This window comes from Alistipes ihumii AP11 (genome assembly GCF_025144665.1).
GTDB classification, from domain to species: domain Bacteria; phylum Bacteroidota; class Bacteroidia; order Bacteroidales; family Rikenellaceae; genus Alistipes_A; species Alistipes_A ihumii.
Map to the genome: position 1 here is coordinate 1,971,173 of NZ_CP102294.1, position 17,110 is coordinate 1,988,282.

At 56.0% G+C, this 17,110-nt stretch carries 10 protein-coding genes and 2 tRNA genes; 8 read left to right on the plus strand and 4 right to left on the minus strand.

From position 1 onward, the window contains the following. Complete coding sequence (gene leuS, locus NQ491_RS08000; protein ID WP_019246701.1) at positions 1-2,763, plus strand: leucine--tRNA ligase; 2,763 nt, start codon at positions 1-3, stop codon at positions 2,761-2,763. Positions 2,764-3,478: 715 nt separating this feature from the next. On the opposite strand, the gene NQ491_RS08005 is transcribed toward leuS, so the two are convergent. Continuing rightward, positions 3,479-5,677 carry a hypothetical protein gene (locus NQ491_RS08005; protein ID WP_019246700.1) on the minus strand — a complete coding sequence of 733 codons (2,199 nt, stop codon included), beginning with the start codon at positions 5,675-5,677 and terminating at the stop codon, positions 3,479-3,481. A gap of 611 nt (positions 5,678-6,288) precedes the next feature. Between NQ491_RS08005 and NQ491_RS08010 the strand changes: the two genes are divergently transcribed. The 4 genes from NQ491_RS08010 to recJ all read left to right on the plus strand — a co-directional run bounded on the left by NQ491_RS08010 (position 6,289) and on the right by recJ (position 10,110). Beyond that, positions 6,289-6,362, plus strand: a tRNA-Arg gene (locus NQ491_RS08010). Between the two features lie 346 nt (positions 6,363-6,708). After that, on the plus strand, positions 6,709-7,593 hold the full coding sequence (gene lipA, locus NQ491_RS08015) for a lipoyl synthase (RefSeq protein WP_026089781.1): 885 nt from the start codon (positions 6,709-6,711) through the stop codon (positions 7,591-7,593). 64 nt (positions 7,594-7,657) lie between these two features. After that, positions 7,658-8,278 (plus strand): lipoyl(octanoyl) transferase LipB, encoded by a 621-nt coding sequence (lipB, locus tag NQ491_RS08020; RefSeq protein WP_019246697.1) that lies wholly within the window; start codon positions 7,658-7,660, stop codon positions 8,276-8,278. A gap of 65 nt (positions 8,279-8,343) precedes the next feature. Further along, positions 8,344-10,110 (plus strand): single-stranded-DNA-specific exonuclease RecJ, encoded by a 1,767-nt coding sequence (recJ, locus tag NQ491_RS08025; protein ID WP_026089780.1) that lies wholly within the window; start codon positions 8,344-8,346, stop codon positions 10,108-10,110. Positions 10,111-10,696: 586 nt separating this feature from the next. Here recJ and NQ491_RS08030 read toward each other — a convergent pair. Then, the gene (locus NQ491_RS08030; protein ID WP_019246695.1) at positions 10,697-11,899 is read right to left on the minus strand and encodes a MalY/PatB family protein; all 1,203 of its coding nucleotides are present in this window, start codon (positions 11,897-11,899) and stop codon (positions 10,697-10,699) included. 136 nt (positions 11,900-12,035) lie between these two features. On the opposite strand from NQ491_RS08030, the gene NQ491_RS08035 reads away from it, so the two are divergent. From NQ491_RS08035 to NQ491_RS08045, 3 genes are all read left to right on the plus strand, one after another. Next, the gene (locus NQ491_RS08035; protein ID WP_019246694.1) at positions 12,036-13,370 is read left to right on the plus strand and encodes a pseudouridine synthase; all 1,335 of its coding nucleotides are present in this window, start codon (positions 12,036-12,038) and stop codon (positions 13,368-13,370) included. Positions 13,371-13,474: 104 nt separating this feature from the next. Beyond that, positions 13,475-13,547: transfer RNA gene (locus NQ491_RS08040), tRNA-Lys, on the plus strand. Positions 13,548-13,714: 167 nt separating this feature from the next. Then, on the plus strand, positions 13,715-14,923 hold the full coding sequence (locus NQ491_RS08045) for a site-specific integrase (protein ID WP_019246693.1): 1,209 nt from the start codon (positions 13,715-13,717) through the stop codon (positions 14,921-14,923). 62 nt (positions 14,924-14,985) lie between these two features. Here the strand turns inward: NQ491_RS08045 and NQ491_RS08050 are convergent, their stop codons facing one another. Both NQ491_RS08050 and NQ491_RS08055 read right to left on the minus strand, forming a co-directional pair. Beyond that, a complete protein-coding gene (locus NQ491_RS08050; protein ID WP_147524764.1) occupies positions 14,986-15,441 on the minus strand; it encodes a hypothetical protein in 456 nt (151 codons plus the stop codon). Between the two features lie 164 nt (positions 15,442-15,605). Further along, the gene (locus NQ491_RS08055; protein ID WP_147524763.1) at positions 15,606-16,169 is read right to left on the minus strand and encodes a hypothetical protein; all 564 of its coding nucleotides are present in this window, start codon (positions 16,167-16,169) and stop codon (positions 15,606-15,608) included. Positions 16,170-17,110 lie beyond the last annotated feature (941 nt).

Sequence of the window (17,110 nt, forward strand, 5' to 3'; positions counted from 1 at the left end):
ATGGAATACGACTTCAGGGAAATTGAGAAGAAATGGCAGAAACGCTGGGCCGAGCGCGGAACCTACCGGGTGAAGGAAGACCCCTCGCGCCCGAAATACTACGTGCTGGACATGTTCCCCTATCCGTCGGGGGCGGGTCTGCACGTCGGACATCCGCTCGGCTACATCGCTTCGGACATCTATACGCGCTACAAGCGGCTGAAGGGTTTCAACGTGCTGCACCCGATGGGATACGATGCCTTCGGGCTGCCGGCCGAGCAGTACGCGATCCAGACGGGCCAGCATCCGGCCGTCACGACCGAGCGCAACATCGCGCGTTACCGCGAACAGCTCGACAAGATCGGTTTCAGTTTCGACTGGGATCGCGAGGTGCGTACTTGCGACCCGAAATATTACCATTGGACGCAATGGGCCTTTCTGAAAATGTTCGGCAGCTACTATAGCTACGACGAGAACCGGGCCATGCCGATCGAGCGGCTCGTCGAGGCGTTCGACCGATCGGGAACCGAGGGACTGAACGTGGCGTGCACCAAGGAGCTTTCGTTCACGGCTGCCCGGTGGAAAGCGATGGACGAGGCCGAGCGCGAGGGCGTGTTGCAGAACTACCGTCTCGCATTCCGCGCCGACACGCTCGTGAACTGGTGTCCCGAACTGGGAACCGTGCTCGCGAACGACGAGGTGAAGGACGGCCTGTCGGTGCGGGGCGGCTATCCGGTCGTGCAGAAGCGGATGAAGCAGTGGCTGCTGCGCGTGACGGCTTATGCCCAGCGGATGCTCGACGGGCTCGACACCCTCGAATGGAGCGACTCGCTCAAGGAGATCCAGCGCAACTGGATCGGGCGCAGCGAGGGCGCGCAGATATTCTTCGGACTGAAGGGCTTCGACGAGAAGCTCGAGGTGTTCACGACGCGGGCCGATACGATTTTCGGGGCCACTTTCATGGTGCTCGCCCCGGAGCACGCGCTGGTCGGTAAGATCGCCGCGCCGGAGCAGCGCGAGGCGGTCGAGCGCTATATCGAGGAGACGAAAAAACGCTCCGAGCGCGAGCGCATGGCCGACACGAAGCGCGTGAGCGGACAGTTCACCGGAGCCTATGCGATCAATCCGTTCAACGGGACGGAGATACCGATCTATATCAGCGACTACGTGCTGGCGGGCTATGGCACGGGGGCTATCATGGCCGTTCCGGCGCACGACAGCCGCGACTACGCTTTCGCAAAGCATTTCGACCTGCCGATCATTCCGGTCGTCGAGGGGGGCGACCTTTCGGTCGCGTCGTACGATGCCAAAGCGGGCCGGATGATCAACTCCGATTTCCTGACCGGTATGGACGTGAAGGAGGCCATACCGGCGATGATCGCCGAGGTCGAGCGCCGGGGCTTCGGCAGCCGCCGGGTCAACTATCGCCTTCGTGACGCGATTTTCAGCCGCCAGCGGTACTGGGGCGAACCGTTCCCTATTTACTACAAGGACGACATCGCCCGCCCGCTCGCCGAGGACTGCTTGCCGCTCGAGCTTCCCCCGATCGAGAACTTCGGCCCGACGGCCGAGGGCGAGCCGCCGTTGGCGCGCGTCGAGGGATGGCAGACGCCCGAAGGGTATCCGTACGAGCTGAGCACGATGCCCGGTTTCGCCGGATCGTCGGCCTATTACCTGCGCTACATGGACCCGCATAACGACAGCGAACTCGTCTCGAAGCGGGCAAACGAATACTGGCGCAGCGTCGACCTGTACGTCGGGGGCATCGAGCATGCGACGGGACACCTGATGTACTCGCGCTTCTGGAACATGTTCCTGTACGATCTGGGCTATGTCTGCGAGCCGGAGCCGTTCCGCAAGCTCGTCAATCAGGGCATGATCCAAGGCCGGTCGAACTTCGTCTACCGTGTCAAAGGAACGAATCGTTTCGTCTCGCTGGGCCTCAAGGACCGCTACGACACGCAGGAGATTCACGTCGACGTCAACATGGTTCGGGGCGACGTGCTCGATCTGGAGGCGTTCCGCCGCTGGAGGCCCGAGTACGCCGACGCCGAGTTCGAGCTCGAGGACGGCAAGTACGTTTGCGGTTGGGCTATCGAGAAGATGTCGAAGTCGATGTACAACGTCGTGAATCCCGACCAGATCGTCCGCGACTTCGGAGCCGACACGCTGCGCATGTACGAAATGTTCCTCGGACCGCTCGAGCAGAGCAAGCCGTGGGACACGAACGGCATCGACGGCGTGCACAAGTTCCTGCGCCGCTTTTGGCGGATGTTTTTCGACCGCGACGGCCGTCCGGTCGTGACCGACGGCGAGCCGACGGCCGACGAGCTGAAAGTGCTGCACAAAACGATCAAGAAAGTGACCGAGGATATCGAGAACTTTTCGTTCAATACTTCGGTCAGCGCTTTTATGATCTGTCAGAACGAACTCGGCGCGCTGAAGTGCACGAAGCGGGCCGTACTGGAGCCGCTGGCGGTGCTGATCGCTCCGTTCGCTCCGCACATCGCCGAGGAGATATGGGAGAAGCTCGGACACGAAGATTCCGTTTTCGACGCGCGTTTCCCGGAGTACGACGAGCGCTGCCTGATTGAGCAGAGCGTCGAATACCCCGTGTCGTTCAACGGTAAGGTCCGCTTCAAGAAAAGCCTGCCCGCCGCGTTGTCGCCGGCCGAGGTCGAGGCGGCCGTGCTGGCCGACCCGGCCGTCGGCAAATATACCGAAGGCCGGACTCCGAAGAAAGTGATCGTCGTTCCGGGCAAGATCGTCAACATCGTGCTCTGACGGAGACGCTTGTCTGTCGCGCTTGCAGATATGTTTTGACAAGGTTCTCCGGAACGTTTGTCCTCCCTTGCGATTTCACCCCGACCAAAGGCAAACTGGCCGGGGCGATTTCTGTTTTCGGTCGATTGTCCTGCATTTCTCAGAACGATCGGTTTTCTGATTTCCGAGTCTAAGCCGGACAGCGGCGGTCCCGTGTGAGACGGCGAAACGGTCTTGTCGTGCCGGCGTATATCCGTGTCAGCGCGATACGGACGTCGGGACCCGTTGGCTGTCAGGGATACGCCGGTTTTTGCGGTGAGTCCGATCGGGTGCCGATGCCAAGGACCGGATCGACGATGACCGTTTTCATCTCATAAGCTTTTCTGCACGGATCTTCCGATAGGATCGGTATATCCAAAGTAAGAAACGTTCGTCGATTTTTCGGTTATGTCGGGCTGTCATGCGTTTTTTCAATGGTTTGCCGTTTGAGATCCGTCCATACTCCCGGTTGCCGGTCGGGCTTTTCGTCCCGTTTTTATCGTTCGGCACTTTCGGTTTCTCCCGGTTACGGGCCGGTCGGGGACGAAGCGCGTTACGTTCTTTCGGGCGGGCGGGGGCTCGCGGGATACCCGTCTGTGTATCGGTTCTCTGTTGTATTCATAAAAAAGATACCTGCGGAAAACTCCGCAGGTATCTTTTAACCTCGCGCGTGCTTGCGCGGGAATCGGTCTCGGTTCTATTTCACCTCTTTTCTTATTTCGTCGAATGCGGCGAAAGGCACTTCCATCAGCTTCATTTGAGGTTGCTCGTAGCTTTCGTAGCTGTGGGCTTCTGCGGCCGGCGTCACGTCGAAATGAACCTTTTCGCAGGAAATCCGTTCGAGCAGGCTGCCCGGTTTCTTAAGCGTGAATTCGGAATGGCGGCCGGGCATGCGGAGCCCCTGGTTCAGTACCGTATTGCCGTCTGCCTTACGGGTCAGCGTCATTTCCGACGTGCCTATGAAGGCAAGACTGACTCTGTTGGAAGAGACCAGATAGCCGGCTCCCATGAAGTAATCAGCCCCTTCGTAAACGGCGGTCTTTACCTTGATCGTGTTGAAATCGTCGCTTACCTCGACGGGGAACGGCTCGAAGACGACCTGCTCGTTGATGCCCATCAGATAGAACGTACCTTGCTGCGCCCAGTCGAACAGGTTGCGTTCGGTGTCGCACAGCACGGTCACCTCGTCGCCTTCGGCGATCTGGAGGAACCATTTGGGACCGTAGGCCTCATTGGCGACGGATTGCGGGAAGTTGTTGGCTACCAATTCTTCCGGCCCGTAATAGTTGAAGTCGGCGAGTCCCAGACAAACGAGCAGATTGTGCTTGCGATATTCTTCGGCTGTCGCCTCGTTGACACCGGCGGCGATCGTCACGTCGAACGTGTAGGTCGAATCCTGATTCTGGCTGCCCAGTCCGTTTATCGTTGCCGACCATTCGCCCGGGAGCTTGTCGAACAGTTGCGATTCTACGCGCGGAATCTCTTGAGTCGAAGCGCTCAGGACCTCCACCTTCGAGTATTCGCCGTTGAGCGCCTGAACGATCAGCGTATAGGAGGTGCCGGAAGAGAGTCCGCTATAACTGAACGGCAACCCGTTCTCGCCGTTGGCCAAATCGGTATAGTTGTCGGGCAGCGTATCGCCGGCGAGCGTTACGATTTCTTCGTCCGATAATCCCAGTTCGTTGCGGATTTCGGTTATTTCGGCGGTCGAGGCGGTTACGTATTTGATCATGTCCGCATCGGTCGTCTTGATATTGAAGAAAATCGTGTTGTACGGATTGCGTCCCTGTCCGTCGTCCTTAAGCTCGTAATCGAGCGCGACGGTAGGCATCGCCGACTGCTTCGTCGTGAAATTTTTCTGGAACAGGTCCGTGAAGTTCCGGTCGTCGTCGATTCCGACGGCATACACGGTGTAGTTGACGGTCGGTTTCTTGCCGCTGACGGAGGTGCTGATCGTGTGTTCGAACGGTTGGCTGCCGGCCATCAGGACGCGCTTCCATGCTTCCTTTCCGTACTTCTCGATGTACTGATTGACTACGGCCGTTTCTTCGATACCGATATAATAGCGGTTCAGAATGGCGCCCGGCACGCAGCGGATCGTTACGCCGGACGAAGTGATCCGGGAGAGCTCGACGGTTATTTCGGCGGCCGAAACGGAATTTTCTGCTGTCTCGAACGTCAGGGTATCGAGAGCGCTCGTCAGGTTGCCTTCCGCATCGCAGTCGGCCTTCACCAGCAGATACTCCGTAGCCGGGAATACTTGTGTCAGGTTTTTGTGAACATCCTTTTCGCCATCGGTCAGGGTATAGGTCTTCTCGCCCCGGTCGACCGAGCCGAGCTGTTTCAGCATGGCGGTCTTGATCCGTTCGGCCTCCGAAGCGCTCTCGCCCTCGATCTGATAGTCCCAGTAGGCTTTCGGAATGGCCAGATGATAATACCGGCTGTCCGACGTCGGCTTGATATGGTACGAAATGACGGACTGCGTGGCATCGATTATATTGAGCACGCCGTCGTATGCCCCCGTCTTGATCTCGACGGAGACGACGTTTCCGATCTGATCGCCCATTTTGGCTGCTGCGGCCACGACATATACGGTCGTATCTTTCAGGTTCTTCACTTCGACGAGCGATTCCTTGTCGAGAGTCAGGGCCGTGCCGTTGGCAAGGATATTTTCGGCCGAGGGAATCAGCATGCCCTTTTCCACGCAGACGTATGCGGCCGCGTCGGCATACTCGGGCGTTGCCGTAAAGGAAATGCTGCTGGCGGTCGTCGCGCCCGGCGCGATCTTGACGGCAGGCATTTCGGGACCCGACGTGTCGTCGTCCTTGCAGCCCGTCGCACAGAAAAGCAGAGCGGCGACGAACAGGTTAGCCAAATAGCGTAAATTAAATTTCATAAAAGCAATGTTTAATAATTCGTAAATCTTCTTTTGCGCGGCAATATACGCTTTTTTTTGTTATTCTGCGAATGAGGAGGTTATGCCCGTTTTTTTTGAAATCGTCACTTCGTAATCGTTTCGGCTCGTATAAGGTATGTTTTGTAAGTAGTGTGATCGGTTTTTTGACAACATGTTACCGAAAAGGGCGAATACGGTAACAGGAGCGGATTTTGCAGGGCGTGTCTCGAATTGGCCCGGTACCGTCGGGCCTGCGCGTTGGAATGCCGTTTGTCCGTTTCGCGGAATCGGTATGCGCTCTATCGGGAGCGATGCGGTAGGAGCGATTCTTTTTGCGTTTCGCGCTGTTCGGACCGAAGGACCGCTTTTCGTCCGAACGGCGAGCTGCTTTCCGGCGGGTAATGCGGACGACTCTCCTTTGTGAGGACGGACGGTCCGATGAAGCGGAAGAGGGGCGTTGCGGAGCCTTTTCATATGTGGCCGAGCGCAGTTTGACAGGAGGTATGGGAGCAGGACCGGTCGTCGGACGCTTGTCCCTCGGTCCGTGGCCGAAACCCGGTCGCTCGTATTGCATATTCGGAATAATTGCGCTAATTTTGCCGTGTCGCTACGGTTCCGTAGCTCAGTTGGATAGAGCAACAGCCTTCTAAGCTGTGGGTCGCGCGTTCGAACCGCGCCGGAATCACCGGGCTCGAAACGTCCTTTGGCCAGTGCCGGAGGACGTTTCGTTTTGTCTCGGAAGCGGTGGCCGTCTTCTCCTCCGTTGGTTGGGACATTTCTTAAGTGCGTGTATCTCCGTACCGTTGCTTCTTGTCCGGTCCGACTGGTTTCCGTTTGGCCGTCCGCTTGTTTGGGCGGTCCGCCATTTACCGGAGACGGTCGTCCGGGGCGGGGAATACGCGGATTCGCTTGCCCGATGTGCCGTCTGCCATTCCTCCGACCGAACCGCTCAATAAATCCGGCGGATTATTCCCATTTTAAAATAAAAAATGCTACATTTGTAGCAATTGGAAAGTAAATAAAACGCTCAAATGCCTGATTACCATGATGAGGTAACGCGACATAGAAAACCCGACTGGCTGAAGATCAAGCTCCACCGGAGCGAAGAGTTCGGCGAGGTCGCCCGCATCGTCCGGGAGCACGGGCTCCATACGATTTGCAGCAGCGGCCGTTGCCCGAACCAGGCCGAGTGCTGGAGTCGGCGCACGGCTACTTTCATGATCTTGGGCGACATATGTACTCGCTCGTGCAAGTTCTGCGCGACAGCTACGGGGAAGCCGTTACCGCCCGATCCGGACGAGCCGCGGAAGCTCGCCCGTTCCATATCGCTTATGGGACTGAAACACTGCGTGGTCACGTCGGTGGACCGCGATGACCTGCCCGACGGCGGAGCCGCCTTGTGGGCCGAGTCCGTGCGCGCGGTGCGGGAGTTGAATCCCGATACGACGATCGAGCTGCTGATTCCCGACTTCGACGCGCGCGAGGAGCTGATCGACCTGGTTGCCGATGCGCGTCCGGACATTCTCGGGCACAACATCGAGACGGTGCGGAGGCTGACGCCTCAGGTGCGCTCGCGCGCCAAGTACGAGGTGAGCTTGCGGACGCTCGCTCACATAGCCCGCCGGGGGCTGACGGCCAAGAGCGGCCTGATGGTCGGCCTCGGCGAAACCGACAGCGAGGTGCTCGAAGCCGTGGACGATCTGGTCGAGGCAGGCGTGCAGATTCTGACGATCGGACAGTATCTCCGGCCGTCGCTGCGCCATTTGCCGGTGGCCGAATACGTAACCCCCGAGAAATTCGCTTGGTATAAGGAGCAGGCCCTTGCGCGGGGACTGCGCTACGTGGAGAGCGGACCCATGGTCCGCTCGTCCTATATGGCCGAGAAGGCCATGAGAAGCTGTCGTACCCCAAAATAAACGGATCGTGGAAAACGTTACTTACAGGTATGTCGGGCGAGCGGAGTACGGAGCCGTGTGGGAGATGCAGAAGCGCATGTTCAACGAGCTGCTCGAGGCGAAAAAGGCAGGCATCGGGGCCGGGCAGACGCTGCTGATGGTGGAACATCCGCATGTCTACACGCTCGGCAAGAGCGGTCACGAGTCCAATATGCTCGTAAGCGACGAATTCCTGCGCTCGATCGGGGCGAGCTACTTCCATACCGACCGGGGCGGGGACATCACCTATCACGGATACGGTCAGTTGGTCGGCTATCCGATTCTGGACCTCGAGCGTCTCGGACTGAGCCTCAAGGAGTATGTCTGGACCGTCGAGGAGTGCGTGATACGGACCGTGGCCGAGTACGGTATCGAGGCCGGGCGGCTCGACGGGGCGACCGGCGTCTGGATCGAGGGTGACACGCCGCGCGCGCGCAAGATCTGCGCTATCGGGGTCAAGGCTTCGCGCTATGTGACGATGCACGGGTTCGCGCTGAACGTGACGACCGATCTGCGCTATTTCTCGTACATCAATCCTTGCGGCTTCGTCGACAAGGGGGTTACCTCGATCGAGAAAGAAACGGGAGCGCAGCCGTCGTTGGAAGAGGTGGCGCGTCGCTTCGCCGCGCATTTCGGCGAGCTTGCCGGCTGCCGGGTGAGCTATTAGCCCGGCCCGAGCCGGACATGCGGCCGGACGATTTGGAAAATAAGACGTTAAAATAAATAAAGGTTATGTCAGCAGAAAAAAGATGGGTGATCAAGCCCCAAGGGGATCCTGCGAAGGTAGAGAATCTCTCTGCCGCGCTGGGTATTCCTCCGGTGCTTGCCAACCTACTTGTTCAGCGCGGCATCGAAACACACGAGGAAGCATGGCAGTTCTTTAATCCGAAACTGGAGAACCTGCATGACCCGTTCCTGATGAAGGATATGGACCGGGCCGTGCGCAGAGTCGACGAGGCGGTACGCCGCGGCGAGCCGGTCATGGTCTACGGAGATTACGACGTGGACGGCACGACGGCGGTGGCGCTCGTCTATTCGTTCCTGCGACGGCAGGGCCACCCTTCGCTGCTGTTCTACATCCCCGACCGCTATACCGAAGGGTACGGCGTGTCGATCAAGGCGATAGACTATGCGCAGCGCAAGGGGGTCAAGCTGATCATCGCGCTCGATTGCGGGATCAAGGCGACGGAAAAGGTGGCTTATGCCAAGTCCAAGGGAATCGACTTTATCGTCTGCGATCATCATCTGCCCGGAGATACCATTCCCGACGCGGTGGCCGTGCTCGATCCCAAGCGGGTCGATTGCGGGTATCCGTTCAAGGAACTTTCCGGCTGCGGAGTGGGGTTCAAGATGTTGCAGGGGTACTGTCAGTACAAGGGTTTGCCTTTCTCGGAGGTGGAGTGCCTGCTTGATCTGGTGGTTGTCAGCATCGCGTCGGACATCGTCCCTCTGGTCGGGGAGAACAGGATTCTGGCCCATTACGGCCTCAAGCGGCTGAACGAGAAGCCCGGCAAGGGACTTCTGTCGATCATCAAGATCTGCGGGCTCGACAAGCACCAGATCACGATCGACGACATCGTATTCAAGATCGGGCCTCGCATCAACGCCGCAGGGCGCATGGAGGTCGACTCCGACGACGAGAACGCCGCCCCGTCCGGCGGGCATTCGGCCGTCTATCTGATGGTCGCGCGCGACGAGGAGGTAGCCTCCGAATACGGCGCTTTCATCGATACGTGCAATCAGGACCGCAAGAACATCGACCGTTCGATCACGCAGCAGGCGCACGAGCTGATCGAGCGCAATCCGGAGATGAAGGCCCGCAAGAGCACCGTGATCTACAATCCGAAATGGATGAAAGGCATCGTCGGGATCGTCGCGTCGCGCCTGATCGAGACCTATTACCGTCCGACCGTCGTGCTGACGATGAGCAACGGCTTCGTGACGGGATCGGCGCGGAGCGTGCCGGGGTTCGATCTCTATCAGGCCGTCGAGTCGTGCTCGGACCTGCTGGAGAATTTCGGAGGTCACATTTATGCGGCCGGGCTCACGATGCGGCCGGAGAACGTGGACGAGTTCACGCGCCGCTTCAACGAATACGTCGAACGGCACATCGATCCCCAGATGCTGATTCCGCAGGTCGAGATCGACTCCGAGCTGCTGTTCAGCGATATCACGCCGCAGTTCCGCTCGACGCTGAACCGCTTCCAGCCGTTCGGCCCGGGCAACAACTCGCCGGTGTTCGTCACGCGCGGCGTCAGCAATCGCGGCGACGCCCGGCTGGTGGGAGCCGAGCGGGAGCATCTGAAAATGGACCTGATTCAGGGACAGAAGCCCAATACGCTGATTCCGGCCATCGCTTTCCAGCAGCCGGCCTTGTACGAGCATGTCCGCTCGGGTCGGGGAATCGACGTCTGCTATACGGTCGTCGAGAATCACTATCGGGGGACGGTTACGCCGCAGTTGCGTATCAAGGATATCAAAAAGTCGGGGCCGAAATAACGCGTCGAAACCGGTTCCGTCGAGAAAGCCGGCTCATCAGAGCCGGCTTTTTTCGTTTCGGAAAGTCCGGGAAAGTTTCATTTTCGGTTCATTTGGGAAGGATAAACATTAAAAAAGCAAGGAAAAACAATTTTTTTTACACGCTTTCGCCCGATGGATGATGCAAGTCGGCGAGCAACCAGGCCAGGATGATGCCAATTCGTTGTAAATTAATTCGTTAAATAAAAAGAGCTTGTCCTCCTGTTCCCTGTGGCGCTTTTGGGGCTGCCTTGCAATAATTTGATAATCAGCGGTGTGTTTTTGTAAATATGCCCTCCGGAAAATCTTTGTCCTCTTGCAATGAGCTGAAATCTCCGTTATGTTTGTTTCAAAAGGAATGACGATCGAATGAAACGTACAAACCTGAAGCGAAAAATGCCAAGTTATAAATTATAAAAGCAAACAATCAAATATTATTCCCCTCCCAACAAATTAGCACGGGAGCGATGCAACCGCCTATCGCATCGCTCCCGATTCTTTTACTGCCGGTACGCTCCGGCGCTTCCTGTCCCGGCACGGCGGAGGAAATATCCGCGCGTGCGATGTCCTATCGGTTCCGAATGGCCGGACCGGCCAGCCCTTCTGCGGCTGCGGCGCGGTAGAGCCGGTCCATGGCCCGTTCGATTACCCGGCGGGGAGAGGCGATGTTGAAACGCATCCAGCCGCGTCCCTGCTCGCCGAACATCGATCCCTCGTTGACACCGAGTCCTGCCCGGTCGATCAGCAGGCGGTACGTCTGCTCGTGGGTCATGGGCCATTCCCGAAAATCGAGCCACATCAGGTAGGTGCCTTCGGGCCGGACCGCACGAACGGAAGGCATGCGGTCGCGCAAAAAGTCGAGCACGTAGTTCACGTTTCCGTCCAGATAGTCGATCAGTTGCTCGAGCCACTCGTCGCACCGACTGTAAGCCGCTTCCAGCGCAACGGCTCCGAATAGGTTGCCCTGATCGGCATGCAGCTTGGCCAGCTCGGTCTGCAGACGCCGGCGGAGCGAGTCGTCCGGCACGATGACGACCGACGTAGAGAGCCCGGCCATGTTGAATGTCTTGCTCGGCGCGATGAACGTGACCGTCCGGCGCGCGAACCGCTCGTCGAGCGCGGCGATATGCAGATGCCGGTGCGGGTCGTATATCAGGTCGGAATGGATTTCGTCGGAGAGGATCAGTACGTCGTGCTTCACGCACAGTTCGCCGATGCGCGTCAGTTCTTCCCGGGTGAAGACGCGCCCGGTCGGATTGTGCGGATTCGACATCAGCAACGCTTTCGCTCCGGACAACTGGCGGTCCAGATCGTCGAAGTCGACGACGAACCGTCCGTCCGCCGCTTGTATCAGCGGATTTTCGAGAACGCGCCGTCCGTTGAGACGGGTCTGCCGCGCGAACGGATGATACACCGGCGGCTGGATTACGACTCCGTCTCCTTCCGATGTGAATGCCCTGAGCGCGAAAACGATCCCCGATACGACCCCCGGCGTGAAGTCGAGCCACTCGCGGCGCAGCTTCCAGCCTCCGTGCCGTTCGACCCAGCCGATGATGGCGTTCCAATAGGCGTCCGACCGGTAGGAATAGCCCAGAACGGGATGTTCCGCCCGCTTGCGTATCGCTTCCGTGACCTCGGGCGGTGCGGCGAAGTCCATATCGGCGACCCAGAGCGGAATGACGTCGTCCCGGCCGAAAATCTCGTCCCGCAGGTCGAATTTTTCGCAAGAAGTGCCTTCCCGGCATATTTCCTCGTCGAAATTGTATTTCATATGCAATCAAATAGATTGCAAATATATGGCAAATTGTAAAAAATAAGCCATACCTTTGAACCGATTTGCAGGCCGCACGCCGGCGGCGGAAAAGCCTCGGCGCGGATACACGAGTAAACTTAGCGCATACCGATCCATGAGCACATTCGATCCGAAAAAAAAGAAGGGCTTTCCCGGCGAGGACCGCCGCGGCGACCGCTTCGGAAACTACTCCCGTCGAGACGATTCGAGAAGTTTCGACCGCGATGGGGAACCGTCGCCTTTTGTCAGGGACAAGCGTCCGCGAATCAGTCGGCCCTCGCGGGACGTAAGGTCCGGTTTCGACGGTCCGTCCGGCGACGGCGAGAAGCGGCGCTCTTTCAATCCGAACTTCACGAGGGACAATCGCCGGCGCGACGAATTCCCGCGAGAAAAATCCTATCGTCGGTTCGACCGCGAGGAACGGTCGTGGAATCGGGAGGACGCGCCCAAGGAACGCTCTTACAACCGGTACGACCGGGATGACCGGCCGCAGGGCCCGCGCAAGCCGTTCGACGCCGACTCCCGTTCTTTCCCGCACGGCGACCGTCCGCAGACCGCGGCCAAGCCGTGGAGCCGGGACAATCGTCGCGGCAAGGAAGACCGGCGTCCGTCCCGGGACGGATCCCGCGATTCGCGCGGCGACAAGCGCTACGGAACGAAAAAGCAGGGAGCAGGACATTCGTACCGTGACGGCCGGACGAGCAGCTACCCGAGATTCGACGCTCCGAAGCCGGCGGGGGCGATTCGTCTGAACCGTTTTATCGCCAACTCGGGTATCTGTTCGCGCCGCGAGGCCGACGACCTGATTACGGCCGGTCTGGTGGCTGTCAACGGACAGATCGTGACCGAACTGGGATCGAAAGTCAATCCGGACGACGAGGTGCGTTTCAACGGGTCGGTCATCAAAGGGGAGAAAAAAGTCTATATCGTGATGAACAAACCCAAGGGCTTCGTTACTTCGCTCGACGACCCGCATGCCGACAAGACCGTCATGGATTTGCTGAAAGGTGCTGTCGCCGAGCGGGTCTATCCGGTCGGACGGCTCGACAAGAACAGCGTGGGTGTGCTGCTCATCACCAATGACGGCGAGTTGACCCGCAAGCTGACGCACCCGAGCTACAATAAGCAGAAAGTCTATCAGGTGACTCTCGACAAGCCGCTGGCACAGGCCGATATGACCAAGATAGCCGAGGGAATCACGCTCGAAGACGGGGAGATTCATGCCGATGAGATCAGCTATGTCAGCGAAAACCGCAAGGAAGTGGGCATCGAGATACATTCCGGCCGCAACCGGATCGTGCGCCGTATTTTCGAGTCGCTCGGCTACTCGGTCCAGAAGCTCGACCGGGTCTATTTCGCCGGACTGACGAAGAAGAAACTCAAGCGCGGTGGCTGGCGCTTCCTCTCGCCGATGGAAGTGAACCGGCTCAAGAGCGGGGAATACGAATAGAACGGGACGATTTTGTTCTATCCGGACAGAGAAAAGCGGACTTTTGCCGAAAAATATTGCATAAATAAAATTTTCGATTTATCTTTGCACTCGCATTCAGCAATGGTTCTCTAGCTCAGTTGGTAGAGCACGACACTCTTAATGTTGGGGTCGTGGGTTCGAGCCCCACGGGGACCACTTCAAGGCGACTGGTAATCAAGCGATTATCGGTCGCCTTTGTTTTGTGCCCATGCCGAAGGATCGGGAATCATCCTGCCTCAGAAGGCATTTTGAGGGCCCTGTGTGTTACATAATGTGTTACATAGAATCACTCGAAACGACAATCTGCGTATTCATGCAAAATTATGAATATCAGAGTTGTGCAGAAAGGCGACATCGTTTATAAAAACGGGTGTTCGCCTTTGTTCATTCGGTTTACCCACGAACGTAAGAGTAAGTTTGTCAGCTTGGGGATTTCCGTACTTCCCGATCATTGGGACAAGCAACAGCAAATGATTCGGCAATCATGCCCCGAATCCGCTATTTTACAGCAACGAATCGAAGCTGTTCTTCGAGAGTACGAACGGAAAATACGGAAATTGGAAATTCTTGAGATTCCCGTTACGCTGGAAACCCTGTTCGAATCGAAAGGCAGAAGGATTAAATGCACCGTTTCGGATTGTTTCGAACGTGAGATCGCCCGTCTCGAATCGCTCGGTAAATACAATTCGGCCTCGAAGGTCAAAACCGTATTTTCTCTGATCGGTCAATTCCGCAACGCCGATATACGGTTGGAAGAGATTGATTTGGTGTATCTGAACGATCTTGAACTGTTCCTGCGTAAACGAGGCAACAAGGATAACAGTATCGCCACCAAATTCAGCGTGTTCAAGGCGATTTACAACAAGGCGCTGGCGGAAGAACTCTTTGCGCCGAAAGTCAATCCGTTCGTAAAGTTCAAAGTAGGTCGGCTTTGGACGGCTACTCGTAAAAGGGCCATTACCAAAGAGGAACTGCGACGGATCATAGATTTCGGACTGCCCGAATCGGCATCGCCTTATTTGATTCTGGCAAGGGATATATTTCTGTTTACCTACTTTACAGCAGGAATCAATATCGGAGATATAGCCCGATTGGAGTACCGCAACATCCGTAACGGGCGTATCTACTACACACGTCGCAAAACGGGCAAAAATATCAGTTGCCAGTTAATGCCTCTCGCTTCTGCAATCATCGCCAAATACAGCAGGCCCGACCATTCGGAAACCGATTATATCTTTCCGATTCTTAATAAGGCTATGCACATGACCGATTTGCAACAGTACAACAGACTTCATAAAGTTACGGCCAAAATCAATCGGGAGTTGGGCGAGTTGGCAAAATTAGCAGGTATCGAAACGCATCTGACCACCTACGTTGCGAGACACACGTATGCGACCGTACTCAAGCGTTCGGGAGTGAACATTGCGATCATCTCTGAATCCCTCGGTCATTCCGACCTTGCCACAACTCAAATCTATCTGGATTCGTTCGAGAACTCGCAGATCGACGAAGCGATGAAGCACTTGCTATGAATAAGAAAAAGGGGGGTACTCGTCACGGCGAGCATCCCCCTTTTTTGTTTTTAAGCAGAGTATTAAGCCGCTTCGTTCGACTCCTTTTCGGGCGACGGCATGGAGAAGGCGACGGGCTCCGCATCCTCTATCTGCGATCGTACCGCGATCAGTCCCTTAATCTTCGTCTGGTCGTACAGCGGTTTTTCGAACATTCTGATTCGTTCTCCGATTACCTGCTCGACTCCGTAGCGCATGACCTTGTTGACGACGCCGCTACCCTCGAACACGATGTGCTGGGCCACGTGTGCGGGATTCAGTCGCAGGGCTCGACAATACTCGTTGAAGTCGATCAGGTTCGTCAGCCGTTTCGCTTCGGTGAGCAGATCGTACCAGACCCGTTGCGGATCGGCATACACTCCGTTGGCCACCTCCTGAATACAGGCGATCTTGGTGTCGAGATTTTGGGTAACGATCAACTGGCGGGCGAACATGCGGCGGGCGCGAGTCATCACGGCAAAAATATTCGAACGTTTCATCTTGGGATTAATCCCTCCTTGGGGGATAGCTTAAATTCATCCTGACCGTTCATGCCATTGAAGCGGCAGTATCTTCGGGTCTTTCCCTTCGACACGGCAAAGATGAGGCGAAAGCGAAGCTATATCCGAGAGTAAAAAAGTCGGCAAATTACTCCCCCCTTCTGTCAAACGTAGATTTTGGAAGTATAGCAACGTCTGTAACCTTTGTATTGCTGGATAATCCCCTTGATCGAGGAATCGTCCACGACAAAGGCGGTGTTTTTGGTGAATTTGCAGAAATAAAGCAGGCGGGAGATCAACAACAGTTTGTTGTAAGATACGGGATCGGTGGTATCTCTCGTATATCTGGCCCGTTTTTCAGGCAGATTCAGCACCTCGAACAGCGTTTTGAATTTTTGGGCCATATAGTACATCTGCAAGGTCGGCGGGAGCTGAATATCATATCCCTTTTCCATATAGGGGAATACCCCCAGCTTTAAGAACTCGTCTTTCTCTATCCTCTTGATTTCCTCGTCCAGACGTTTGCGGATTGTATACAGCATCCAAGGAGTGGATATTTCCAGACGATTCTTTTTTCTCAACTCCCTGTCGTCCGATATGTAAATGTATGCATTGGGGTGTTCATCGATGTAATCTCTGGTTTCGATAAGCAGCTCGTAATAGTTTTTGCTACGGTCCGCCACATTGGTCGTGTGGTCGATCGTCATATCGTAGATAAAGAGCAACACAAACCAAAACTTCTCGACATCCATCCCATACCCTTTAATAGTGCCGATAATATCCGTATTGTCGCAAAAAGCCTCCCACGTAAACGGCGGATCGATAACATTCTGTCGCAGTCTGCTGAGAAAGATGTTTATCCATGTACCCAAAAAGCCGCAATCATTTTCGTCGATTTCGACATCGATCCTATACGCGAGTTCTAGCGCATACTCCATTCTCGGATCATTCATGTTTGTGGGAAGGCCGCATTCCATCTTAATAATATCCGTCACTCAAATTTAGTCCAAAATAGCGACAATATCAAACTGAACAACAGGACGGTGTTTGCTGTATTTTGTTCTGTTTGATACCTGAAACAAGGTTTCCGATACAATTCGGAACAATGAACGCATGATTCCAGTTCTGAAATTACCTGAAAACAACGATTCAGGTTATAAACAGAACAATAACCCCTGTATTCGGGTGTATTCCATCATGGGAAACCGAGTTTCATCCTGTTATATGTACCTATCGACCGCATATCGTTCTGTAATCGCATCCCGAATCCCAGTAAACCGACGCCGACTCCATACGAACACGTCTCCGTCTGACCGTCAACCATGCCGATACGCGCCGATTTCCATTCCTTGAATGCCTCGCACACCCGATCCCAGTGCATCTAAAGGCGGTATGCACACATCCTGCCCGTAAACGCCCGAATCCCATAAAAACAGATCTTCGCTTTGTTTATCTCCCAGATAATCCGTATCTTTGATAAGCGTTCGAAAAATGGAAACCGCCCGTTTCCGAGTCCGACGATCCGCAGGGGGAAGCCGAGAAGCGTTCCCCTTTCTTGTGCGCTCGACCGACAGATTTTTTGAGTAAGAAAATCCAGTCCCTTTAATAGAGAGAGTTGCCCACTCAATTTTCATAGATGAAATCGGAGATAGCATTTAGTTGCTCGTAT